Annotated in this window: 21 protein-coding genes; 14 read left to right on the top strand and 7 right to left on the bottom strand. The window is 62.4% G+C overall.

The window, feature by feature from the left end:
• Positions 1 to 22 precede the first annotated feature (22 nt).
• From kdpA to QQL76_RS03730, 6 genes are all read left to right on the top strand, one after another.
• Positions 23 to 1,729 (top strand): potassium-transporting ATPase subunit KdpA, encoded by a 1,707-nt coding sequence (kdpA, locus tag QQL76_RS03755; protein ID WP_499206445.1) that lies wholly within the window; start codon positions 23 to 25, stop codon positions 1,727 to 1,729.
• A gap of 9 nt (positions 1,730 to 1,738) precedes the next feature.
• Entirely contained in the window at positions 1,739 to 3,775 is a 2,037-nt protein-coding gene (gene kdpB, locus QQL76_RS03750) for a potassium-transporting ATPase subunit KdpB (protein WP_499206444.1), read from the top strand.
• A 9-nt stretch (positions 3,776 to 3,784) separates the two neighbouring features.
• Complete coding sequence (gene kdpC / locus QQL76_RS03745; protein ID WP_499206443.1) at positions 3,785 to 4,363, top strand: potassium-transporting ATPase subunit C; 579 nt, start codon at positions 3,785 to 3,787, stop codon at positions 4,361 to 4,363.
• Positions 4,364 to 4,365: 2 nt separating this feature from the next.
• Positions 4,366 to 7,053, top strand: coding sequence for a KdpD family sensor histidine kinase (locus QQL76_RS03740; protein WP_499206442.1), 2,688 nt, complete (start codon positions 4,366 to 4,368; stop codon positions 7,051 to 7,053).
• Positions 7,050 to 7,733, top strand: coding sequence for a response regulator transcription factor KdpE (locus tag QQL76_RS03735; RefSeq protein WP_499206441.1), 684 nt, complete (start codon positions 7,050 to 7,052; stop codon positions 7,731 to 7,733). The genes QQL76_RS03740 and QQL76_RS03735 overlap by 4 nt, the downstream gene beginning before the upstream one ends.
• 286 nt (positions 7,734 to 8,019) lie before the next feature.
• Complete coding sequence (locus QQL76_RS03730; RefSeq protein WP_499206440.1) at positions 8,020 to 9,003, top strand: sodium:calcium antiporter; 984 nt, start codon at positions 8,020 to 8,022, stop codon at positions 9,001 to 9,003.
• Between the two features lie 78 nt (positions 9,004 to 9,081).
• On the opposite strand, the gene QQL76_RS03725 is transcribed toward QQL76_RS03730, so the two are convergent.
• Positions 9,082 to 10,188, bottom strand: coding sequence for an aldo/keto reductase (locus tag QQL76_RS03725; protein ID WP_499206439.1), 1,107 nt, complete (start codon positions 10,186 to 10,188; stop codon positions 9,082 to 9,084).
• Between the two features lie 79 nt (positions 10,189 to 10,267).
• On the opposite strand from QQL76_RS03725, the gene QQL76_RS03720 reads away from it, so the two are divergent.
• Complete coding sequence (locus QQL76_RS03720) at positions 10,268 to 10,891, top strand: TetR/AcrR family transcriptional regulator (protein ID WP_499206438.1); 624 nt, start codon at positions 10,268 to 10,270, stop codon at positions 10,889 to 10,891.
• Positions 10,892 to 10,977: 86 nt separating this feature from the next.
• Here the strand turns inward: QQL76_RS03720 and QQL76_RS03715 are convergent, their stop codons facing one another.
• The gene (locus tag QQL76_RS03715; protein ID WP_499206437.1) at positions 10,978 to 12,246 is read right to left on the bottom strand and encodes an amidohydrolase family protein; all 1,269 of its coding nucleotides are present in this window, start codon (positions 12,244 to 12,246) and stop codon (positions 10,978 to 10,980) included.
• Positions 12,247 to 12,353: 107 nt separating this feature from the next.
• On the opposite strand from QQL76_RS03715, the gene QQL76_RS03710 reads away from it, so the two are divergent.
• Positions 12,354 to 12,782, top strand: a complete 429-nt coding sequence (locus QQL76_RS03710; RefSeq protein WP_499206436.1) for a nuclear transport factor 2 family protein — start codon at positions 12,354 to 12,356, stop codon at positions 12,780 to 12,782.
• 15 nt (positions 12,783 to 12,797) lie between these two features.
• Here the strand turns inward: QQL76_RS03710 and QQL76_RS03705 are convergent, their stop codons facing one another.
• The gene (locus QQL76_RS03705; RefSeq protein WP_499207105.1) at positions 12,798 to 13,490 is read right to left on the bottom strand and encodes a GntR family transcriptional regulator; all 693 of its coding nucleotides are present in this window, start codon (positions 13,488 to 13,490) and stop codon (positions 12,798 to 12,800) included.
• Positions 13,491 to 13,814: 324 nt separating this feature from the next.
• On the opposite strand from QQL76_RS03705, the gene QQL76_RS03700 reads away from it, so the two are divergent.
• The 6 genes from QQL76_RS03700 to QQL76_RS03675 all read left to right on the top strand — a co-directional run bounded on the left by QQL76_RS03700 (position 13,815) and on the right by QQL76_RS03675 (position 20,797).
• Positions 13,815 to 14,693, top strand: coding sequence for an ABC transporter ATP-binding protein (locus QQL76_RS03700; RefSeq protein ID WP_499206435.1), 879 nt, complete (start codon positions 13,815 to 13,817; stop codon positions 14,691 to 14,693).
• Positions 14,690 to 15,460 (top strand): ABC transporter permease, encoded by a 771-nt coding sequence (locus tag QQL76_RS03695; protein WP_126009046.1) that lies wholly within the window; start codon positions 14,690 to 14,692, stop codon positions 15,458 to 15,460. Before QQL76_RS03700 ends, QQL76_RS03695 begins: the two co-directional genes overlap by 4 nt.
• 49 nt (positions 15,461 to 15,509) lie before the next feature.
• On the top strand, positions 15,510 to 16,535 hold the full coding sequence (locus QQL76_RS03690; RefSeq protein WP_499206434.1) for an ABC transporter substrate-binding protein: 1,026 nt from the start codon (positions 15,510 to 15,512) through the stop codon (positions 16,533 to 16,535).
• 85 nt (positions 16,536 to 16,620) lie between these two features.
• Positions 16,621 to 18,063, top strand: a complete 1,443-nt coding sequence (locus QQL76_RS03685; RefSeq protein ID WP_499206433.1) for an amidohydrolase family protein — start codon at positions 16,621 to 16,623, stop codon at positions 18,061 to 18,063.
• A 54-nt stretch (positions 18,064 to 18,117) separates the two neighbouring features.
• The gene (locus tag QQL76_RS03680) at positions 18,118 to 19,659 is read left to right on the top strand and encodes a gamma-glutamyltransferase family protein (RefSeq protein ID WP_499207104.1); all 1,542 of its coding nucleotides are present in this window, start codon (positions 18,118 to 18,120) and stop codon (positions 19,657 to 19,659) included.
• Positions 19,660 to 19,783: 124 nt separating this feature from the next.
• Complete coding sequence (locus QQL76_RS03675) at positions 19,784 to 20,797, top strand: diguanylate cyclase domain-containing protein (RefSeq protein ID WP_499206432.1); 1,014 nt, start codon at positions 19,784 to 19,786, stop codon at positions 20,795 to 20,797.
• A gap of 58 nt (positions 20,798 to 20,855) precedes the next feature.
• Here the strand turns inward: QQL76_RS03675 and QQL76_RS03670 are convergent, their stop codons facing one another.
• The 4 genes from QQL76_RS03670 to QQL76_RS03655 all read right to left on the bottom strand — a co-directional run bounded on the left by QQL76_RS03670 (position 20,856) and on the right by QQL76_RS03655 (position 22,569).
• The gene (locus QQL76_RS03670; RefSeq protein ID WP_499206431.1) at positions 20,856 to 21,047 is read right to left on the bottom strand and encodes a hypothetical protein; all 192 of its coding nucleotides are present in this window, start codon (positions 21,045 to 21,047) and stop codon (positions 20,856 to 20,858) included.
• Between the two features lie 101 nt (positions 21,048 to 21,148).
• On the bottom strand, positions 21,149 to 21,550 hold the full coding sequence (locus QQL76_RS03665; RefSeq protein ID WP_499206430.1) for a hypothetical protein: 402 nt from the start codon (positions 21,548 to 21,550) through the stop codon (positions 21,149 to 21,151).
• A 129-nt stretch (positions 21,551 to 21,679) separates the two neighbouring features.
• Positions 21,680 to 21,976: a PRC-barrel domain-containing protein gene (locus QQL76_RS03660; RefSeq protein ID WP_499206429.1), complete on the bottom strand. Its 297-nt coding sequence runs from the start codon at positions 21,974 to 21,976 to the stop codon at positions 21,680 to 21,682.
• A gap of 131 nt (positions 21,977 to 22,107) precedes the next feature.
• Positions 22,108 to 22,569 carry a DUF1622 domain-containing protein gene (locus QQL76_RS03655; RefSeq protein WP_499206428.1) on the bottom strand — a complete coding sequence of 154 codons (462 nt, stop codon included), beginning with the start codon at positions 22,567 to 22,569 and terminating at the stop codon, positions 22,108 to 22,110.
• Positions 22,570 to 22,610 lie beyond the last annotated feature (41 nt).

The raw sequence follows: 22,610 nt of genomic DNA, 5'->3' as shown, positions 1-22,610 counted from the left end.
CCGCGCGCAAGGACATTCTCTCATGGCACCCGATATTCTGCAGTTCATCCTCTACGCGGTGATCGTCACCGCGCTTGCCTGGCCGCTCGGCTTTTATCTCGCCCGCGTCTATGAAGGCGGGACGACATGGCTGTCGCCTGTCCTCGCCCCTGTCGAACGGACGCTGTTCACGCTCGCTGGTGTGCGACCCGACCAAGGCCAGCACTGGACGCGCTATGCGCTCAGCGTGCTCGCCTTCAGCCTCGGTTCCTGGGCTCTGCTCTACGCGATCCTGCGGCTGCAGCATCTGCTGCCGTTCAATCCGCAGGCGCTAGGGCCCCTTTCGCCCGACCTCGCCTTCAACACGGCGGTCTCGTTCACGACCAACACCAACTGGCAAGCCTATGGCGGCGAGACGACCATGTCGTATTTCAGCCAGATGGCCGGGCTGACGGTGCAGAACTTCGTCTCGGCCGGTGTCGGCATGGCCGTTTGTGCCGCGATCATCCGCGGCTTCTTTGCCCGCGAACAGAAGACGCTTGGCAATTTCTGGGTCGATCTGACCCGCTCGGTTCTTTACGTGCTGCTTCCGCTATCGATCGTGCTGACCTTGTTCCTCGTCTGGCAAGGCGTGCCGCAGAACCTGATGGCCTATGTGTCCGCGACGACCGTCGAAGGCGCGCAGCAGACGATCAGCCAGGGTCCCGCCGCATCGCAGATCGCGATCAAGCAGCTCGGCACGAATGGCGGCGGTTTCTGGAACGCAAATTCGTCCGTGCCGTACGAAAACCCGACGCCGCTCTCGAACTTCATCGAGATGGTCGCCATCCTGCTCATCCCGGCCGCTTTCTGCTTCATGTTCGGGAAGATGGTGCGCGACATGCGCCAGGGCGCAGCGATATTCGCCACCATGGGCATCCTGTTCCTCGGCGCACTTGTGCTGACCTACTCCTCGGAAATTGGCGGCAACCCGGCATTCGCAGAGCTTCCGGTCGAACAATCGGCCGGCAACATGGAAGGCAAGGAGGTCCGTTTCGGCGTCGGCAACTCCGCGCTTTGGGCAACAGCGACGACAGCTGCATCCAACGGATCGGTAAATTCCATGCACGACTCGTTCATGCCGCTCGGCGCACTCGCTCCGATGCTTCTGATGCAGGTCGGCGAGGTTGTCTTCGGCGGGGTCGGCTCTGGTTTCTACGGCATGCTGTCTTTCGTCGTGCTGACCGTCTTTCTCGCAGGGCTGATGGTCGGCCGCACGCCGGAATATCTCGGCAAGAAGATCGAGGCGCGCGAGGTGAAGCTTTCGGTCATCGCCTTCCTGGTGATGCCGCTTGGCGTGCTCGGGCTCGGCGCGCTCGCGGCCGTACTTCCGATCTCGCTGTCTTCGCTGCAAGAGGCGGGACCGCACGGTCTGTCTGAGATCATCTATGCCTACTCGTCGGCGACGGGCAACAATGGCTCGGCCTTCGCAGGCTTCGGCGCCAACGTGCCTTACCACAACACGATGCAGGGCATCGCCATGCTGCTCGGACGGTTCGTCTACATCGTGCCGATGCTGGCGGTTGCAGGGTCGTTGGCTGCCAAGAAGTCGGCGCCCGCATCGAGCGGCACGTTTCCGACACATGGCCCGCTCTTCATCACACTACTCGTCGCCGTGATCCTGATCCTCGGCGGGCTGACCTTCTTCCCGGCGCTCGCGCTGGGGCCGATCGCCGAGCACGTCTCGATGCTTTCCGGCGAAACCTTCTGAGGCACTCCCATGCGCAAGAAACCCGAAATTTCCCTACTCGACTGGCGTGTGACCGGTCCCGCCCTGAAAGTGGCGTTCTGGAAGCTGAACCCTCGTGCCATGGCGCGAAATCCCGTCATGTTCGTCACCCTGGTGGTGGCGGCACTCTCCACCCTGCTGTTCCTGCGCGATCTGATTGTCGGCGGCGAAAACGTTGCCGTCAGCGGGCAGATCGCCGCCTGGCTCTGGTTCACGGTCTATTTCGCCAATGTCGCCGAGGCCATGGCGGAAGGCCGAGGCAAGGCCCGGGCCGATTCGCTGCGTGCAACCCAGTCCGAGACACCGGCGCGGAAGCTCGCCTCCATAGATGCGCCCGAACCGGAAATGGTGTCCAGCCGTTCGCTCAAGCCAGGTGATCTGGTGCTGGTATCGGTCAATGATATCGTTCCCGCCGATGGCGAGATCGTCGAAGGCATCGCCTCGGTCGACGAGAGCGCGATCACGGGCGAGTCCGCACCGGTCATTCGTGAAGCCGGCGGCGATCGCTCCGCAGTGACCGGCGGCACGCGCGTGGTGTCGGACTGGATCAAGGTCCGGATCACTTCCAAGCCCGGCGAGAGCTTTCTCGATCGCATGATCGCCATGGTCGAAGGCGCGGAACGTCAGAAGACCCCAAACGAGATCGCACTCAACATCCTGCTGGCGGGCATGACGATCATCTTCCTGATCGTCGTGGTGACACTGCAACCCTTTGTGATCTATTCGGGCGCGTTCGTGCCGGTGGTCTTTCTGATCGCGCTTCTCGTCACACTCATCCCGACGACGATTGGCGGCCTCCTGTCCGCCATCGGCATTGCCGGCATGGATCGGTTGGTGAAGGCAAACGTCATCGCCAAATCCGGCCGTGCGGTGGAGGCAGCCGGCGACGTGGATGTGCTGCTTCTGGACAAGACGGGAACCATCACGTTCGGCGCTCGGCAGGCGGATGGTTTCGAGCCCTTGCCTGGCGTCGCCGCAAAGGACATGACGGAAGCCGCGCTGCTCGCGTCCCTGTCCGATGAAACGCCAGAAGGCCGCTCGATCGTTGATTTTGCCAGAAAGCAGCTAGGGCGGGCGCTGGACGGCACCGAACAGGTCGCCGAAGCCATTCCCTTCTCGGCCAACACCCGCATTTCGGGCGCGGATCTCAAGGACGGCTCTCAGTTGCGGAAGGGCGCTTCCGATGCCGTTTTGAGATGGTGCGGCATCGATCCCTCGCCACAGCTCCGTGCACTTGTTGAAAGCATCGCCAAGTCAGGCGGCACTCCCCTTCTCGTTGCACGCGACAAGCAAGTACTCGGCGTCATCCACCTGAAGGATATCGTCAAACCGGGCATTCGCGAACGGTTTGCCGAACTCCGTCGGATGGGCGTGCGCACGGTGATGGTGACGGGTGACAATCCGCTGACGGCCGCTGCCATTGCCGCGGAGGCAGGCGTCGACGATTTCCTCGCCGAGGCGACGCCCGAGCGCAAACTGGAACTCATCCGCAAGGAGCAGGCCGAGGGCAAACTCGTCGCCATGTGTGGCGACGGCTCGAACGACGCACCCGCGCTGGCCCAGGCCGATGTCGGCGTGGCGATGAACACCGGCACACCCGCCGCAAAAGAGGCGGGCAATTTGATCGACCTCGATTCTGACCCGACGAAGCTCATTGAGATCGTGCTCGTCGGCAAGCAGTTGCTGATCAGCCGCGGCTCGCTGACCACCTTCTCCATCGCCAACGATGTGGCGAAATACTTCGCCATCCTCCCGGCGCTTTTCGTGACGGCCTATCCGGCGCTCGATGCGCTGAACGTGATGGGGCTCGGCAGTCCTGCCAGCGCGATCCTGTCGGCCGTCATCTTCAACGCACTGATCATCATCGCGCTCATTCCGCTCGCATTGCGCGGCGTAAAATACCAGCCGGCGACGGCAGCCGTACTGCTGCGCCGCAACCTGCTGATCTATGGCCTTGGCGGCCTGATCGTTCCGTTCCTCGGCATCAAGGTGATTGACCTGATTGTCAACGCTGCCGGCATCGTGTGAGGTGAACCCATGATTTCCGAACTGAGACCCGCTTTGACACTGCTCGCACTGTTCACGCTCATCACCGGAATGGCCTATCCATTGGCCATGACGGGAGCAGCGCAGGGGCTCTTCCCGGCGCAGGCCAGTGGTAGCCTGGTTGAGCGTGACGACCAGATCATCGGCTCGTCTCTTATTGGCCAGGCTTTCACCGGCGAGACCTATTTTCATGGCCGCCCCTCAACCGCCGGCGCCGACGGCTACGACGCTGCCTCCACCGGGGGCAGCAATCTCGGTCCGACATCAGCAGCGTTGATCGACCGCGTGACGGCCGATGCACAGAGGTTGAGCGCTGAAAATGGTGGCGCTGCGGTCCCGATCGACCTCGTGACCGCGTCAGGCAGCGGTCTCGACCCGCACATCTCGCCGGCGGGCGCATACGTGCAGATCGAGCGCGTTGCCGCCGCAAGAGGGGCAGACCCAGCGACCCTGCGCGCTTTGGTCAATGAGTATCTCGAGGGCCGGACGCTCGGCCTGCTGGGCGAACCCCGCGTTAATGTCCTCCTGCTCAATCTCGCTCTCGATGAGCGCTTTCCGGTCACAGACTGATCATGGAACAGGTACGCCGCCCGGAACCCGACGCCCTCCTTGCGGAAGCCGCAAAGGAAGGGCGCGGGCGGCTGAAAATCTTTCTCGGCGCGGCGCCCGGTGTCGGCAAGACCTATGCCATGCTGGAGGCGGCCCAGCGTCGCAGGGCGGACGGCCTTGATCTGGTCGTCGGCGTCGTCGAGACGCATGGCCGGGCGGAGACCGAGCGCCTCGTCGCCGGTCTCGAAATCGTGCCGCGCGCGCGCATCCACTATGGCGGGCGTCTGCTCGCCGAAATGGATCTTGACGGCATCATCGCTCGGCAACCGAAGCTGGTCCTTGTCGACGAACTGGCCCACACCAACGTGCCGGGCAGCCGCCACGCCAAGCGCTGGCAAGACGTGGAAGAACTTCTCGCGAAGGGGATCGATGTCTATTCAACGCTGAACATCCAGCACCTGGAAAGCCTGAACGATGTTGTTGCCCGTATCGCTCGGGTGAAGGTGCGCGAGACCGTGCCCGACAAGGTGCTGGAACTCGCCGACGACATTGAACTCATCGACCTGCCGCCGGACGAGCTCATCGAGCGCCTTCGGGAAGGCAAGGTCTATGTGCAGGACCAGATTGCTCGCGCGATCCAGAATTTCTTCTCCAAGGGCAATCTGACCGCGTTGCGCGAGTTGGCGATGCGTGTTGCTGCCGACCGGGTGGACGCGCAGATGACCGCCCACATGAAGAGCCATGCGATTTCCGGTCCTTGGCCGGCGCAGGATCGGGTGCTCGTTTGCGTGAATGAAGCTCCGGTCTCCAAGGCGCTGGTCAGGGCCGCCAAGCGCATGGCGGAACGGTCGCGGACGGACTGGATTGCGGCAAGCGTGACGACGCCCGCATCCGAGCATCTGCCGGATGCCGCCAAGGATGCGATCGCCGAAACCCTGCGGCTGGCCGAAACGCTCGGCGCCGAAATCGCCACGATTTATGCCGAAAGCCATGTCGCCGACGAGATCCTCGCCTTCGCCCGCAGCCGCAACGTCTCGCGCATCGTGCTTGGACGCCCCCGGCCGCGCTTTTTCACCGCCCGCTTCACGCGCGAAACGGTGGCCGAGGAGATCATCCGCAAGGCTGACGATTTCGAGGTGACCATCGTATCGGCCGATCCCGGCGAAGCGAGAAAAGCAGCGATCCGCGGGGCAGTCCTCGTTCCCGAGCGCAACCCCAAAGCCTATCTGTGGTCGGCAGCCGCCGTCATGGTCGCGACCGCCACGGCGATTATCGTCAATCGCATTTTCCCGGTCGAGAGCCTATCGCTCTTCTTTCTGGTTGCGGTCCTGGGTGTTGCCGCCCGCTTCGGCCTGTGGCCATCGATCTTTGCCAGCGGACTTGCCTTCCTCAGCTATAATTTCTTCCTGACCGAACCATTCTTCACCTTCGAGATTGCCAATCAGGATCTGGTGCTGACGCTGTTCCTCTTTCTGGCAGTCGCGATCGTCACCGGAAATCTCGCGGCACGGCTTCGCGACCAGGCACAGACCCAGCGCGCTATCGCAAAAAGGACAGCGAACCTGTTCGACTTTTCGCGCAAGGTCGCAAGCGTCGCCTCTCTGGATGACGTGGTCTGGGCAGCCGTGACCCACGTTGCCTCCACGATGCAATGCTCATCAATGATCCTCATGCCGGACGACACAGGCAGGCTTTCGATCATCGGCGGCATGCCGCCGGAAGACCAACTCGAGACCCGCGACCGCGCCGCCGCCGACTGGGCGTGGGAAAAGCGCGAGCCTGCTGGCTGGTCGTCGGAAACCCTGCCATCCGCCAGCTGGCTCTTCTTGCCGATGAAAAGCGCGGGCCGGACTCATGGCCTGCTCGGTGTCCAGTTTGGTGCGCGCCAGTACATCACCGCCGATGAGCGGCGGCTGCTGGATTCACTCGTGGACCAGGTCGGTCTTGCCGTTGAACGCACCAAACTTGCCTCCGACATGGAGCAGACGCGTCTGCTCTCCGAAACCGAAAGCCTGCGCGCTGCCCTGCTATCCTCCGTCAGCCATGATCTGAGGACCCCATTGGTATCGATCATCGGCGCCGCGACCTCTCTCGTCGATGCGGACGAAGTGCTCGGCACGTCGGGACGACGGATGATGGCCGAAACTATCCGCGACGAGGGCGAACGATTGAACCGCTATGTTCAAAACCTTCTCGACATGACCCGGCTCGGCTATGGTGCGCTGAAGGTGGCCCAGCAGCCGATCGATCTGCGCGAGGTGGTGGGCCTTGCCTTGCGGCGGCTGGAACGCGATCTCGCCGGACATCGAATCGTGCGCAACCTGCCCAAGACATTGCCGGAGATTTCGGGCGATGCCGTTCTTCTGGAGCAAGTGGTGGCGAACATCCTGGATAATGCTGCAAAGTATGCGCCGCCCGGTTCGCAGGTGACGCTATCTGCCGAAGCGAATGGCAACGGCGTAACTCTCTCGATCGCGGACGAGGGCCCTGGCCTTGCCGAGAGCGATCGCAATCAGGTCTTCGACATGTTCTTTCGCGTCCGCGCGGGTGATGGCCAACCCGGTGGCACAGGTCTTGGCCTTGCGATCGCCAAGGGGATTATCGATGCGCATGGCGGCTCTATCCGTGCCGAGGCCGCGCAGAAAGATGGCCGCGGAACGCGCATCGTGATGACCCTTCCCGCCATCAGACAGTCGGCGGAGCCGGAATGAACACTGGCCGCATCCTTCTGATCGAGGACGATCCGGGCATTCGGAAGTTCCTGCGCGTGGCTCTGGAGGCGCAGGGCTTCACGCTGGACGAAGAGGCTTCGGGCAAAAGCGGGATCGCCAAGGCAGCGACGGCGCAGCCTGATCTCGTCGTGCTCGATCTCGGTCTGCCGGACATGGACGGCAAGGCTGTGATCGCGCGCATCCGTGAGTGGTCGAACGTGCCGATCCTGATCCTGTCGGTGCGCCAGTCCGAGGATGAGAAGGTCGCAGCCCTCGACGCCGGCGCCAACGACTACGTCGTCAAGCCTTTCGGCATTGCGGAGATGCTGGCCCGCGTGAGGGCACTGCTGCGATCGGCGCCGGGCGGCGCGACACCCGAGACAGAAATTCTGCGACGCGACCTGCGCATCGACCTCGCCCGACATGAAGTTGCTCTCGCTGGCGAGCCGGTCAAGCTAACGCGAAAGGAGTTCGACCTTCTGGCGCTGCTTGCCCGCAACGCCGGCCGCATCATCACCCATCGCCAATTGCTTGCTGACATCTGGGGCCCCGCCCACGAGCACGATCTCCAATATCTGCGCGTCTTCATCGGCCGCCTCCGCGCCAAGCTCGGCGACGACCCTGCAGCACCGAGGTTCATCCTCAATGAGCCGGGCGTGGGATATCGATTTCTGGATTAGGCACCGCCATATGCCAGGCCTTTCCTTCTCGGCACGACGTCATTTCCGCGCGCACAAACAAGACCTTCAACACGCTGCTATCGAACGCAGACTGAGCACGGTTTTGGCTGATGGCGCGGGGAAACGTACTGTCAGCGTCGACCGCGCCGGTGCTTGGCTCTTGCTTACTTCGACAACACGGCTACATCGAACCGGAAGCGTGGTCGATGTCGGCTCATGCTGAACCGCAGGCATCAAATCAGTCGCACCGCGCTCGCGGGCCGCGCTCTAATCAGGAGTTCTATTCATGTTCGAGGTCTGGCTCCCACTGCTCGGAGGCCTTGTTCTGCTGTTGGTTGGCGGCGAACTCCTCGTTCGCGGTGCCGTGAACGTGGCCACGCGCCTTGGTGTCTCGCCTCTCGTCATCGGGCTGACGCTCGTAGGCTTCGGAACTTCGATGCCCGAACTCGTCACCTCGGTTCAGGCCGGGCTTGCCGGCTCCAGCGGCATTGCGTACGGCAATATCGTCGGATCGAACATCGCCAACACCTTGCTGATCATGGGCGTTGCAGCACTCGTGATGCCAATTGCGGTGCAATCGCGCGCATTGCGGCGCGATGGCGTGACGATGGTCGCAGCCACGCTTGTATTCGCGGGTATTGCCGCCTTCATGCCGATGAGCAGACTGGCGGGCCTGGTCTTCATCCTTGCGCTTTGCGCCTATATCTACATCGCGTTTCGCCAGGAAAGCACGGGCCCATCCGATCATGGAGCGGCATTCGATAAAGGTGCTGCGCGGCAGGAGGCAGGTTCTGCCCTGACTCCGACTGAAGTGCGCCCGGCCCGGTCTCTCGGCTTTTCCCTCGCCACCGCCATCGCAGGGTTGGCGCTCGTGATCATCGGAGGCACGTTTCTCGTATCGGGCGCCGTTGCGCTTGCACGGGGCTTTGGCATTTCCGAAACCGTCATCGGATTGACGATCGTGGCAGTGGGAACTTCGATGCCCGAACTGGTGACCTCGGTGGTCGCCGGCCTGAAAAAACAGGGCGATGTCGCGTTCGGCAACATCGTCGGCTCCAACATCTACAATATTCTCGGCATCGGCGGTTTTACCGCTCTCATCGCCCCGGGTGCGGTACCGCGTGAAATCGCCACCTTCGATAATCTGGTGATGATCGCCGTGTCTTTCCTGCTCCTCGCCTTCGCCCTCACCAGCAGACGCGTCAGCAGATGGGAGGGGGGCGTGCTGCTCGCACTCTATGCTGGCTACGTCTTCCTCATCTGGCCGTGAGATGGCCAGACTGACTGAAGCAGGCAGCGGGCAAGCCTTGAGCTGCGCCTCCATCAAACGTGCTGGGAACCTGTCGTGTTATTCCCGATCAACGACGGAGGCTCCGCCGAAGACGAAGTTTTGGCGCGCCTGCGGTGAGAAGAGCCCATAGAGCATCGCGGTTTGTGGGCTGCTGACCTCGTCGAGGATGGCGATCTGGTCTGCCGGCAGCCGAAGCTCGGTGGCAGCAACGTTGTCGTGAACCTGAGACACGCGGCTCACCCCCATCAGGGCCGTATCGACCCCGCGTCTCGACAGAACCCAGGCCAGCGCCACGCGCGCAGGCGTCTCGCCGATCGTATCGGCAACACCGCGAAGCGCTTCGACGATGGCCCAGTTGCGATCGGTGAACAGCGTATCGCCGAAGGGATTGCTCCCATCCAGCCGCTTGTCGCCTTCCGGACGCGAAGCACCGGTCCCGGCATCGCTCGGCAGCCCTCCGGCACGGGGCGCGCCCGCTTCGACCGCAGCGCGATCATACTTGCCCGTGAGCAGGCCGTAGGCAAGCGGGCTCCAGGGAACCATGCCGAGGCCCATCGCCCGAGCAAGCGGCAGATGCTCGGCCTCCACCTCACGGCTGACGAGAGAATAGAAATACTGCAGCGCGATGGGGCCAGGCATGGCGTGGACGGACGCAAGCGTCGCCACTCTCGCGGCATACCAAGCAGGCGCGTTGGACAGTCCCCAGTAACGGATCTTGCCTGCCCGCACGAGGTTCGTCATCGTCTCCAGAAGTTCCTCCGCCGGCGTCAGCGTATCCCAGATATGGACCCAATAGAGGTCGACATAGTCGGTCTCAAGCCGGCGCAGCGATCCCTCAAGCGCGGCATGAACGTGTTTGGAGCCATTGCCGCCGACATGTGGCCCACGACCGGTAGCAAAGCCGGATTTCGTCGCAACGACGAGGCTGTCGCGCAGCCCGCGATCCGCGATGATTTCGCCGACCATTTCCTCGCTGCGGCCTCCGGCATAGACGTCGGCGGTGTCGATGAGGTTTCCACCCGCCTCGACATAGGCATCGAAAACAGCTTCCGCGTCGGCACGCTCCATGCCCCACCGATCGATGCCAAAGGTCATGGTCCCCAGTGAAAGCGGGCTTACGAGAAGGCCTGACCGACCCAGCGGACGATATGAATCCAGAGACATACGATGGTTTCCTAGTGATCGCTACAAAACCTCTCTAGCCGCCTTGAGATAGTCGGTCAAGCATTCTATAGTGAACCTTATGAAATCAACGGCCGCATCCACGACAAAACGCGCTGGTCGCCCGCTGTCCTTCGACAGGGACGCGGCGCTTGACAGCGCCATGCACCTCTTCTGGCGCCATGGATATGAGGCCACTTCGATCGCCGACCTGACACGTGTCATGGGCATCACGCCGCCAAGCCTCTATGCTGCTTTCGGGGACAAGCGACGCCTCTTCCTGGAGGCGGTTCAGCGCTATCTGGGCGGCCTCGATGCCATCGAGCAAAAAATTGCCGAGGCGCCCACAGCCCATGATGCAGCCCGGGACCTGCTCGTCGCCGCAGCACTCGGTGACACGCGGGACGATGCGCCGCCCGGCTGTCTTCTCGCCAGTTCCCTCGTCAGCAGTTCGACGGAAGCCGATGCCGTGCGCGAGTCGCTCGCCGCTATCCGCCGAAGCATCGAGGCGGCCCTGCGCGCCCGGATCGAGCGGGATATCCGTGAGGGCATCCTGCCATCAGGATCCGATGCGGAGATACTGGCGGGCCACGTCTTCGCTGTCATACAGGGCATGTCGACACTGGCGAAGGACGGAGCCTCCAGGACCAAGCTGCTGGGAATCGTGGATCGCGTGATGGCCAGCTGGCCGCAGACAGATCCCTGAGACTTCTAGCTGCTCGCAGGCCAATTTGAACGGCTGGTGACGCGAACGGAAGTGCGAGTGAGAATCTGCCGAGCCTCTGGACGGCCTTATCCGAAGCTGGAACTGCCTCTCCGCAGCGCTGCCTGCTTGAGGTGCGACGGAGCGAGCAGTCGCGCCGTTTCGCGCACGAATGTCGGCTGGCCGCGCTTGTAGCCTTTGAGCGGATCTGGAAGTGCCGCGATGGCCTCGACCTCGTCTTGAGCATCGAGAACGATCAGGTCCGCAGCGGCCCCCTTGGCGATCCCGTAATTCGGAAGCCGCATCAAGCGTGCAGGACTTTCCGTCACGAGGTCGAGCACAGAGCCAAAGTCCGAAGGACCGGCGTGGCAGACATTGGCGTAGAGGTTCGCCATGCGCAGCAGCGAGAGATCGCCGAATGGCGTGAACGGGTTGAGCACATTGTTGGTGGCGATCGAACAGGTGACGCCCTGCGCCTGCAGGCGGTGGACCGGCGTCACGCCGCGCGGCACATTTCCGTCATGTGCGCGGCCCATGAGATAGAGGTCCGTCGCCGGCAAGGTGGTGACGGCAACGCCAGACTGCTCCAGGCGTACTGCGATCTGCGCCAGGGCGTCCGTGGAGAGCGCGGAAAGCTTCGTCGCGTGCCCCACGGCAACCCGCCCTCCCCAGCCGCGCCGCTCCGTTTCGCGCATGACGGCGTCGAGATGCATCCAACTGGGGTCGAGATCGAAATCGAGGTGGAAATCGAGATCGACATCGAAGCGTTGGGCCAGATCGAAGATGCGTACGACATGATCATCGGGACGCGTGTCGGTATAGGGGCAGCCACCGAGGACGTCGGCGCCCTGCTCGAGCGCTGAGACGAGAAGCGCTTCCGTGCCCGGGCGATTGAACAGCCCCTCCTGCGGAAACACGCAGATGCTGAGATCAATGGCCCAAGCATAATCCTGCTTCAGGCTTAAGATCGCCTCGAAACTGCGCAGCCCGACCGCCGGGTCCAGTTCCACATGCGTGCGCATGTGGGTTGTTCCTTGAGTGATTGCGCGGTCGAGGCATTGTGCGCCGCGGGCGTAGACATCCTCGCAGGTGAAATCGGTTTTGAGGCGGGAAACGGCAGCGATGGCATCGGCCAGGCCGCCATGGTCATCGCCGCAGCGGTTCAGGAGGCACGCCTTGTCCAGATGCACGTGTGTGTCGCAGAAGCCCGGCAGGATCAGCCTGCCGCCTAGATCTTCATGCGGTGCGGATGACGAAATCCCTGGCTCGATTGCCGCGATCAGCGCTCCACGGATGCCAATGTCCACGGGCTCGGCGCGGCCGCGTATCCGCCCGTTGCGGAGAACCAGATCAAGCATTGAAGACCGCTCACTTGCGCGAAAGAACAGCATGCAATATGCATGTCAAAGTGTATTCAATCAAGCCGATTACTTGACACACCGCACGAGCGAACGAAGGAGCGATCATGTCCGTCCAATCCCTGGCCAATGCCCCTGACTATCGCATTCATGACGATGCCGAGATCGTGCGCCGCTATCTGGAGACATCGATGATCCCGGATCCGGAAGGCGCCGCCGCTTTCGTCGCGCCGGAATTCGTCGTGACCTTCACCGGTGGGCGCGATTTCGACCATCCGCGCGGCCCCACGGCGTTCAACGCCGCCCGCTACAAATGGGTGAAGAAGAGAATGGATCGGTTCGACGTCGCGCCGGGCAATGGTGAGACCGTCGTCTACAGCATCGGAACATTGTACGGCGAATGGCCAGACGGGACGCCCTTCAAGGACAACCGCTACGTCGACCGGTTCGTCGTTCGCAACGGCAAGATCGTGAAGATGGATGTCTGGAACGACAGCGCCGAATGGATCCTCGATCCTTCGGTTTCCCGCAGCTGAGGCTGCAGGCAGGACTCAAGCCTTGCGCGGACGCTTCGATCGCGAAGCGACCTCTTCCGCATAAGGTGCAAGAATATCCATGAGCTCGCGATTGCGCGCGTCCGGCGCGACCAGCAGCGCGCGATCGGCCACCTGCTCGAGATGCTCACGCATCAGCCGCATGGCTTCCTGAACATCACCCTCAGCAAGCGCATCGATCAACACGCTGTGCTCGTTGACGGCACATTCCGACGAGTGCGGCCGGCCGAAAGTGGAGAGCGTAAGGCCGCATCTGTATGAGACCTCGTTGACGTAGCGCGTGAGGATCGGCTTTCCGGTCATTTCGGCAAGCAGCACATGAAACTCGGTCGCAAGCCTGATCGAGGTTGCCTCACTGCCCTGGCGCGCCGCCTGCTCCGCCTCCACATGCTCTCGCAGCCGAGCGATCTGCTTCTTCTCGAGCCGGCCTGCAAGCGCCTTCACCACCAAGCCTTCCAGTTCGATGCGGATGTCGAACGTGTCGCGCGCCTCTTCCATCGAGGGCGTGGCGACCACCGCGATGCGGTTGCGCCGCAGGTCGACCAGACCTTCTGCGCCGAGCTGCCCGAGGGCGTGGCGTGCAATCGTACGGCTCACCCCGAAGCGCTCGCCGAGCGCATCTTCCGGCAACCGATCGCCCGGCCGAAGCGCCTGCTCCACAATGGCGCGGCGGATTGCACGACAGATCATGCCCGCCTTGTCACCCAGACCATCGCGCGAGCCGAGGGAACCCGGCGCCTTATCTTCTCGAACCACAGAAGTTCTCCATCCCAGCGACAGAGTGATTAACGGCAGCGCATGTCTTTATCAATCAAGGAGAGCACTGTGCGCATGCAGTTCGCCGCTCAATTTACAGCCAACGCTTTGCTCAATTCGTGTGCAGCAACGGCCATCGATCGATTGCTCGCCGCGTCGTTGCTCCGCCGATTTCTCGTGGACCATTGAAAACACTGCCCTTCTCCGGTCCACGAGAAACTGGCATCGTGATTGCATACACTCTTAGTTATGAACAGTATGCACAAATTGACCCCTTCTCCGGTTGGCTCGCAGATCGCAGCAGCGCAGCGGCATATCCGAACGCCGGCCGTGGAGCTTTCCCAGGCAACCGTGACGTTCGGACGGGGCGACAATCAGGTTCCGGCGCTTTCCGAGACGTCGCTTAAGATCGGCGATGGCGAGTTTCTCGCCCTCGTCGGCCCTTCCGGCTGCGGCAAATCCACGATCCTCAAGCTTGCCGCCGGACTGATCAAGCCGACGACCGGAGCGGTCTTTGTCGGCGGCAGGGAAGTCGAAGCCAAGGCACTGCGGATCGGAATGGCCTTCCAGAACCCCACATTGCTGCCCTGGCTCACGATCGAGAAGAACGTGATGATGCCGCTCAAGATCGTGCGGCCATTCCGGCACGAATTCCGCGCCAAGAAGAAAACGGAGTTCAGGGATCGCGTCCATGCCCTGCTTGAAGAAGTCGGGCTCAAGGGGTTCGCCAACCATTATCCCTGGCAATTGTCGGGCGGCATGCTCCAACGCGCCAATCTTTGCCGCGCGCTTGTCCATGAACCCCGCCTTCTGCTGCTCGACGAACCCTTCGGCGCGCTCGACCAGTTCACCCGCGAGGAGCTGTGGAGCACGCTGCAGGACCTGTGGCTGAAGCTGAAACCCACGGTGCTGCTCGTCACCCATGACCTCAAGGAAGCCGGCTATCTCGCAGAGCGCATCTGCGTCATGAGCGCCCGACCGGGTCGCATCCTTGACGACAGCGCCGTCAACTTCCCTCGTCCGCGCACGGTCGAGATGACGTTCGAACCGGGCTTCGTCGAGCTCAACCAGCGACTGCGCGGACTGATCGTCGAAGCGCGAAGCGGAAACACCGCCACCAGCGAGGTGCGCCCATGAACGAGCAGTTCAAACGCCGCATTGCGGCTGGCGCGCTCATCGTCGCGTTCTTCGTCACCTGGGAAGCTTTGTGCATCCTGCTCGGCGTGTCGGATCTCGTGCTGCCGCGTCCGTCGCAGGTCTTCACCACGCTCTTCACCCGCATCAACGTGCTGTGGCCGCATATCGTCCAGACGTTGATGACGACGATGGTGGGCTTTGCCTGCGGCGTTTCCGTCGGCGTCATCATCGGATCGGTGATCGGGGTATCGCGTACGGCCTACGACACGGCCTATCCGCTGCTGATCGGCTTTTCGTCGATCCCGAAGGTCGCCGTCGTGCCGATCTTCGTGCTCTGGTTCGGCTCGGGCACGGTCCCTGCCATTCTCACCGCCATCGTCATCTGCTTCTTCCCGATCGTCGTGAACATCGCGACCGGCCTCGCCACGACCGAGCCCGAACAGGAGGACACGCTGAAGGCGCTCGGCGCCAGCAAGTTCGACATTCTCTGGAATGTCGGCCTGCCGCGCACCATGCCCTTCTTCTTTGCTGCGCTGAAGGTGGCCATCACCTACGCCTTTGTCGGCACCGTGTTGTCTGAAACCGTCGCGTCCAACCGCGGCATCGGCAACGTGATGATGTCGGCCTCCTCCAACTTCGATGTCCCGCTCGTCTTTGCCGGCCTGTTCATTCTCGCAGGCATGGGCGTGACGCTTTACGCGATCTTCTCTGCGATCGAGGGCCGGGTCATCGGCTGGGCGACCCGCAAGAACGAAATCGCCACCTGAACCCAACGACCAACCATCAGCCGAACATCAAAAACAAAGGGGAACTGCCATGAAGACTTTCCTGACCGCCACGCTGGCCATGACGCTGCTTGCCTCGTCCGCGCTGGCACAAGACTTGACCAATATCCGCTTCACGCTCGGCTGGAAGACCCAGGGCTCCGACGCTGCGTTTTTCGTTGCGAAGGATAAGGGCTATTTCGAAGAGGAAGGCCTCAACGTCATCATCGATCAGGGCGAAGGCTCAGGCGCGACCGTCACGCGTATCATGGGCGGCGCCTATGATGCGGGCTTCGGCGACATCAACGCCATCATCCAGAACGCTTCCGAACGGCCGGACGAAGCGCCGGTCATGGTCTACATGATGTGGAACCAGCCGCCCTTCGCCATCGTGACGAAGAAGGAAAGCGGCATCACCTCGATCGAGGATTTCCAGGGACGCACGCTCGGCGGCGCGCAAGGCACGCCGACCACGCGCCTCCTGCCCGTCTTCGCCCGCACCAACGAACTCGACATGGAAGCCATCGAGATTTCGAACATGGCGCCGAACCTCCAGGAACCGATGCTCATCCGCGACGAGATCGACGGTGCGCTGGTCTTCAACATCACCAGCTACTTCAATCTGCTCGCAAACCGCCAGGATCCGGAAGCCGACTATGATTGGTGGCAGTTCGGCGACTACGGCATGGATCTCTATTCCAACGGCCTGATGGTGTCGCAGCGGCTGCTCGACGAAAACCCAGATGCAGTGGCAGGCCTCGTCCGTGCGGTGAACAAGGCGTCGATCGAGATCGGCGTCGATCAGGACACGGCGATGGAAGCCGTCGTCAATTACGACAACCTCGTCAACGCCGAGATCGAGCGCCAGCGCCTGAACTTCGCCTATGAGCGGCTGATGGCCTCGGAAGAGGCGGCCGAAATCGGCCTTGGCGATGTCGACGACGAGCGTCTCGCACGGGCCATCGACATCGTGGTCGAAGGCTATGGGCTTACCGCGACCCCGGCCGTCGACCAGGTCTTCTCGCGCGAGTTCCTGCCGCCGCGCGGAGAGCGTGAACTGGTCTACGAAGCCAACTGAGGCCGGCTAACGTCGATCTCCACGATCAGGCGGCGCTGGCTTTGCCGGCGCCGCAGTCAATTCAAGCAGAGGCGGGCGCAGTCCGATGCCCACAATCCAAGCACGCCACGCGCTGACGGGTCCCGGAGCCAACCTCTCGGTCCCGCTCGCCCTGTCGTGGGAAGACGAGCTCATCACGCAGGCTTCAACAGCGCCTCTCCAACCGGATGCGCCGCGAAAACTGATCATCCCCGCTTTTGTCAATGCGCATGATCACGCGCGGCCGCTTACGCTGTCGTCTTTCGGCGCCGCCTTCATGCCGCTCGAAACATGGCTGCCTCGCTCGATGCTCGCGACACCGCCAGACGCCTATCTTGCGGCTCTGGCACCGCTCGCACGCGCGGCACGCTCGGGCTGCGGATCCGTCATGGTTCACTACACCCGTCCGAGCGGCAAGCTGTCGCCGGTCGACGAGGCGCGGGAGGTTGCCCGCGCCGCTCGCGATATCGGCGTGCGGATCGCCTATGCGCCTGCGATCCGCGATCAGAATCCGATCGTCTATGGCGATGAAACGAGCCTGCTTGAAGGTCTATCGCCCGAGGCGGCGAAAATCGTGAAAGAGACCTACTGCCGGCCTCCGCTCACCGCCGACACTCTGATCGACATGACGGACGAGATCGCGGATGCGATCGCCGAACCCATGGTCGATGTGCAGTATGGCCCGGCCGCCGTTCAATGGTGCTCGCATGAACTTCTCGTCCGTGTCGCGGAGCGTTCGGCGCAAACCGGCCGGCGCGTCCACATGCACCTGCTTGAGACGCCCTATCAGCGGCACTGGGCAGACCGGACCTTTCCCCAGGGCATCGTGACCTATCTGAAGGACATCGGGCTCCTGTCGCCGCGCCTCACGCTCGCCCACTGCATTCATGCAAGGCCGGACGAATTGGACATGATCGCCGAAGCAGGCGCATCCATCGTCACGAACTCCTCGTCGAACATGCATCTGCGCTCGGGCATCGGGCCCATTGCCGAAGCGCGGCAACGAGGCTGCCGGATCGCGATCGGCATGGACGGCCTGGCCTTTGACGAAGACGACGACATGATGCGCGAAACCCGCATCGCCAACGCCCTGCATGGCGGCCTCGGTTTCGACGAAAGCTGGAACCGGGCGGAGTTTCTCCTCGAGAGCGTTGCGCATGGGCGCCGTTCCACCGGTGCGCCGGGAACAGGGGCGCTCGCGGCCGGCGAGGCCGCCGACTTCATCGTCATCGACCACGAGGCCCTCGACCGCGATCGCATCATGGAAGTCGATCCGATCGACCTCCTCTTCGCTCGGGCAACCGCGATCCATATCGAGGAGGTCGTCGTGGCCGGCCGCAGCATCGTCAAGAACGGTAGAGTCCTGGGCGTCGATCTTCCCGCAGCCGAAGACGAACTGCGCGCACGGTATCGCCAGCAGGCCGACCGCTTCGCCGAACTCGATGCCGCCTGGCCGCAGATCGAGACGGCGCTCGAAGGCTGGTTCCGCGATCATGCCGGCTGCTGCTGAAGGACATTGACCATGCACGACACCAAAGGCCGGCTCGCGACATCCAGGACGGCAATGGTCACAAGCCCCCACCACCTGGCGAGCGAGGCCGGACGAGATGTGCTGGCCGCAGGCGGCAGTGCGATCGATGCGGCAATCGCGATCGGCGCCACGCTCGCCGTCGTCTACCCGCATTTCTGCGGACTTGGCGGCGATGCCATCTGGATCGTCAGTGATGAGACCGGCAAGGCTGACACTCTGTCCGGCATCGGCCAGGCCGCCGCGAACGTCAACGACATCCCTGCTCCGATACCGCTGCGCGGTCCCATGTCGGCGATCACGAGCGCCTGTGTCGTCGACAGCTGGGGCACTGCCCATGACTACGCTCGGACACGCTGGGGCGGCGGACCGAGCTTCGCATCACTTCTGGAGCCGGCGATAGCCTTGGCCGAGGAGGGGTTTCCCCTCAGCGCATCGCAGGCCTTCTGGCTCAATTTCCGCCGCAGCGAGATGGGCAACTGGGCCGGCTTCTCAGCACTCTACGACATATCGCACCTGACGCCCGAAACCGACCGGGTCAGCCTGCCGCAGCTGGCAGCGAGCCTCCGCATGATCGCGCGCGACGGATACCGCAGCTTCTACGAAGGTGAACTTGCCGCCAAGATCGCCAGAGGTTTGGAGGCGGCCGGCTCGCCGCTGAGCGCCTCCGATCTCGCTGCCACGCGCACGCGCATCGAACCGCCGCTGCGTCTTGCCTATAGCGGACTGGAGTTGCTGGCTCCGCCGCCTCCGACGCAGGGCGTGACGACGCTTGAAATCATGGCATTGCTGGACCGCGTTCGCATCGCCGAGGCTGCGGCCGACAGCGCCGACTATTATCATCTCGTTGTCGAGGCCATTAAACAGGCGTTCCTGTCACGGACCGACATCGCCGATCCGGACTTCAGCCCTCTGGACGTCGATGCATGGCTCGCACCTGAACGCCTGGCCGACAAAGTCGCCCAAATCGATCGCAAAGTCGCCTTGCCTTGGCCTCACACCTTCAAGACCGGGGATACGGTGTTTTTTGCCGCCGTCGACGCGAAAGGCCGCAGCGCCAGTGTCTTGCAGAGCATCTATTTTGATTGGGGCAGCGGTGTCGTGGCCGGCGACACGGGCATTCTGTGGCAAAACCGGGGAGCGGCATTCTCGCGCGATCCGGCTTCGCCCAACCGCCTTCGTCCGGGCGCCCGTCCCTTCTATACGCTCAACCCAGGCATGGCCTTGAAGGACGGCAGGCCGCACCTCCTCTATGGGACGCAGGGCGCCGACGGTCAGCCGCAAACGCTTGCCACGCTTCTGTCGCGGGTGATCGACCATGGCTTCGATCCTGCTGCCGCACTGGCGGCGCCACGCTTCCTACTTGGCCGCACCTTTTCGGACAGCCGCGACAGCCTGAAAATCGAAGAGACCGTCGGTGCCGATGTACTCAACGGACTTGCGACGCGCGGCCACGAGATCAGCCTCCTGGAACCGCACAGTCCGATTTCGGGTCAGGCCGGTCTCATCCGCATCGAAGCCGACAGAATTGAAGGCGCACATGATCCCCGCAGCGACGGTGTCGCGCTGGGTCTCTGAGCCGGAGGATATGATCCGCGCGACCGAGCGACGCCCTGTCGGCCTGCTCGCGCTGCGACGGCAAGTGAGCAATCCTTAATTCTCCCGCACTAGACTTCCGGCGCAACATCGAGGATGCGCACTGGTGCACGAGTTTCTGGCAGATCAATTTGACGATGTGGCTGTGTTGCGCCGGCGCGTCGACGAACTGCTTGCAGTAGTCGCCGGACAAGAGCGAGAACTCGCCCACTCTCGCAAAATCTTTGCGCGCTCGTCCGAGGCAGCACAGATCGGCGTCTGGGAGTGCGAACTCGCAGACAATTCGCTGCGCTGGACGGATGTCGTCTATGACATTTTCGATCTGCCGCGAGGCTCGATGCCGACGCGAGAAGCCACGCTCGCACTTTATACACCGCAGTCGCGGGCAGAGCTGGAGCGACGACGCTGCCAGGCGATCGCAGACCGCACCGGCTTTTCGTTCGACGCCGAGATCGTCACTGCGAAAGGCGTTCAGAAGTTCATGCGCATCACTGCGCAGGTCGAATGCGAAAACGGAGTCGCGGTTCGCATTTTTGGCATGAAGCAGGACATCACAGCCGAAAAACGCGCTGTCGACCGCCTGCGTCACCTCGCAGCGTTCGATGAGATGACCGGCCTGCCGAACCGATCGCAATTTCAGGAGAGGCTGGTCAACCAGGGAGCCACCGACGCGATTTCCGCACTGCTCCTCATCGATCTCGATGGCTTCAAGCAGGTCAATGACGGGCACGGCCATATGGTGGGAGACGCCTGCCTGCGCGAAGCGGCTGCACGGCTTCTGGCGACGTGTGCGTCGGCCGATCTCGTCGCGCGGATCGGCGGCGACGAATTTGCAGTGCTGATGGGTGCGGGTGCCAATCTGGAGGACATCGCTGAATGCGCCCGCGCGATCACTGTTGCCATGGCCAACCCTTTTGAGCTTGCAGGACACAGCCTAACGCTCGGCGCTTCGGTTGGCATTGCCTTAGCAAGAGAGACCGACCCAGCCGATCTCTTTGCCAATGCCGACACGGCGCTTTACGCGGCAAAGTCTGCTGGCCGCGGCACTTTCCGCATCTTCAAAGGCCCGTCCAATGTCAAAGGTCCATCCAGCGCAGGACAGGACAGCGCGGCCGCTTGATGTGCGATGAGCCGGTCAGCCGGCATCGAAGCGCGAGGCAGACCCTGATGCACGCCGATTAGGCGTCTCGGCTAAACTCTTCGCAGCGGAACTTCTCGATATGCCAGCCGGGATGATCGCCGGCCCAGCGCGCAAGCGTCATGACAGACGTCTGCACACAGGCAGCCTTGGACCCTTCCGAGGAAATGATGTGTTCACGGCATTGATTCGGCTGCGAAATGAGGCATGCAAGCAAAACGAGGTCGATCATGCTGCTTCTCCGAACGAGCTACTCGGCTCTCCAAGCAAATACCATGCCTGCAGCAGCTATACAGCCACCGTCTTCATCATTCAGACGCGGTATCACCGCAATCAGCATTTGCAGTCTTGCGGAGTGACGCCACCTTCAGAAGTTGCGCTATGCTTGGCTCGGATCGTCGATTGCAGGTTTGTAACCGCGCGGCCGGCTTTCCACTGGCCCTTCCCACCGAGGGCGCTCATCTGAGGTCCCAGGTTGCGGTGGCTTGCCGTTGACGTCCCTGATGGCGATGGCATTGCAGCGTAATGATCCGATTGCTTGGTAGGCCGGCTGTCGATAACCGTATCGAGAGGATTGGTCTCATCATCGCGTTCTTGATACATCTCGCGCGTCTTAGCCTTGCCTCTAGCGGCTTCGGCAGGCGTGCGATCACGTGTTTTCATCGCGGCGTAAGCAAGAACCAGCCCAAGTATGACGGCGCCGCCCGCAACGGCAAAAAACCACAGATAGTTCATGTCATCGCCTCCTGTTGATTGGAGGGCTAAGACGCGCCGACCCCGGTTTGTTCCAACTATAATCGATGCATGATGGCTCGCGCAGGCCTAATGGCCAAAGGCCCGGCGCGAACCGGGCCTCCTCCACCGTCAGTCAGTGTGCTCGGGCATGTCCTTGAGCTGGTCTTTCGTCCAGGCCGTAACGGCGTGGACCGTGCCACCCTCGTCCCGCATGATATCGAGCTCGCTGGCAGCGACCGCGACCGATTTCGCGCCAAAGCCCAAAAAGCCGCCAACGTCGATCACGACGCGAGCGGTCTTGCCCACGCCATGCATGTGGGCGACGCTGCCGACCTTTTCGTCGTTGGCGCCATAAACGGTTGCGCCTTTGAGATTGCGCTCGGTGATCTCGATATCCGAGAGCCGGGCGTGTTTGCTGTGATCCATGGTGCTGTCTCCTCGTGTTTGCGCAAGGGCAACAGCGCAGACGCGTCTCGGTTCCAATGACGAGCGCGCGCTTCGCCTGAGCCGTACCGTGCCCAGCTGAGCCTCGAGAGCCTGCAATGATCAGTGGGCGTCTACCGCTGCAAGGGATGCTCGGCCTCGGCGCGAGCGCGCTGCCATGGCCAGCGACCCTCAATCTCCACTTCGAGAGAGAGGCTCAGAAATGTTCGTACGAGGATGAGTGCTCCGAGAGTCGCAACTTTCTGCAGTGTCGGCTCGATCGCGACGGTGGCGATGATATCGGCTGCAACCAGAAACTCCAGCCCAAGCAGGATGGAACGTCCCAGCCTCGCCCGCATGGCCCTGAATGGCTGATCATGCGCGCCAGAGAACAGAGCAATGCCAAACATGACGACAGCATAAAGAGCGCCCACGATAATCGCTGCAATTCCTGCATATTCGAGCGCTGCTATGGCGATCTGCAAATGCCTGGCGTCTTCCAACATCATTCTGCCCCCTGTTTTTGCAGCGAACACTCCAACGCGCGAAGCGGTTCCATTCTGCACGGTCCGACCATCTGGACGTCGATCGAACATGCATTCAGAGCATCAAGCGCACCCCCATCTTCTGCGTGCCG

Source organism: Rhizobium albus (genome assembly GCA_030160035.1).
In the GTDB taxonomy this organism is placed as follows: Bacteria; Pseudomonadota; Alphaproteobacteria; order Rhizobiales; family Rhizobiaceae; genus Georhizobium; species Georhizobium albus.
This window is presented reverse-complemented; position numbering and strand designations above follow the sequence as displayed.

What these genes read in the sequence shown, in the direction of transcription:
- QQL76_RS03670 (WP_499206431.1), bottom strand. Translation starts at nt 21,047, where the DNA reads ATGATCGACCTCGTTTTGCTTGCATGCCTCATTTCGCAGCCGAATCAA.
- QQL76_RS03710 (WP_499206436.1), top strand. Translation starts at nt 12,354, where the DNA reads ATGTCCGTCCAATCCCTGGCCAATGCCCCTGACTATCGCATTCATGAC.
- QQL76_RS03685 (WP_499206433.1), top strand. Translation starts at nt 16,621, where the DNA reads ATGCCCACAATCCAAGCACGCCACGCGCTGACGGGTCCCGGAGCCAAC.
- QQL76_RS03690 (WP_499206434.1), top strand. Translation starts at nt 15,510, where the DNA reads ATGAAGACTTTCCTGACCGCCACGCTGGCCATGACGCTGCTTGCCTCG.
- QQL76_RS03705 (WP_499207105.1), bottom strand. Translation starts at nt 13,490, where the DNA reads ATGATCTGTCGTGCAATCCGCCGCGCCATTGTGGAGCAGGCGCTTCGG.
- QQL76_RS03655 (WP_499206428.1), bottom strand. Translation starts at nt 22,569, where the DNA reads ATGTTCGATCGACGTCCAGATGGTCGGACCGTGCAGAATGGAACCGCT.
- kdpB (WP_499206444.1), top strand. Translation starts at nt 1,739, where the DNA reads ATGCGCAAGAAACCCGAAATTTCCCTACTCGACTGGCGTGTGACCGGT.
- QQL76_RS03715 (WP_499206437.1), bottom strand. Translation starts at nt 12,246, where the DNA reads ATGCTTGATCTGGTTCTCCGCAACGGGCGGATACGCGGCCGCGCCGAG.
- QQL76_RS03660 (WP_499206429.1), bottom strand. Translation starts at nt 21,976, where the DNA reads ATGGATCACAGCAAACACGCCCGGCTCTCGGATATCGAGATCACCGAG.
- QQL76_RS03700 (WP_499206435.1), top strand. Translation starts at nt 13,815, where the DNA reads ATGCACAAATTGACCCCTTCTCCGGTTGGCTCGCAGATCGCAGCAGCG.
- kdpC (WP_499206443.1), top strand. Translation starts at nt 3,785, where the DNA reads ATGATTTCCGAACTGAGACCCGCTTTGACACTGCTCGCACTGTTCACG.
- QQL76_RS03735 (WP_499206441.1), top strand. Translation starts at nt 7,050, where the DNA reads ATGAACACTGGCCGCATCCTTCTGATCGAGGACGATCCGGGCATTCGG.
- QQL76_RS03730 (WP_499206440.1), top strand. Translation starts at nt 8,020, where the DNA reads ATGTTCGAGGTCTGGCTCCCACTGCTCGGAGGCCTTGTTCTGCTGTTG.
- QQL76_RS03740 (WP_499206442.1), top strand. Translation starts at nt 4,366, where the DNA reads ATGGAACAGGTACGCCGCCCGGAACCCGACGCCCTCCTTGCGGAAGCC.
- QQL76_RS03665 (WP_499206430.1), bottom strand. Translation starts at nt 21,550, where the DNA reads ATGAACTATCTGTGGTTTTTTGCCGTTGCGGGCGGCGCCGTCATACTT.
- QQL76_RS03725 (WP_499206439.1), bottom strand. Translation starts at nt 10,188, where the DNA reads ATGTCTCTGGATTCATATCGTCCGCTGGGTCGGTCAGGCCTTCTCGTA.
- QQL76_RS03695 (WP_126009046.1), top strand. Translation starts at nt 14,690, where the DNA reads ATGAACGAGCAGTTCAAACGCCGCATTGCGGCTGGCGCGCTCATCGTC.
- kdpA (WP_499206445.1), top strand. Translation starts at nt 23, where the DNA reads ATGGCACCCGATATTCTGCAGTTCATCCTCTACGCGGTGATCGTCACC.
- QQL76_RS03680 (WP_499207104.1), top strand. Translation starts at nt 18,118, where the DNA reads ATGGTCACAAGCCCCCACCACCTGGCGAGCGAGGCCGGACGAGATGTG.
- QQL76_RS03720 (WP_499206438.1), top strand. Translation starts at nt 10,268, where the DNA reads ATGAAATCAACGGCCGCATCCACGACAAAACGCGCTGGTCGCCCGCTG.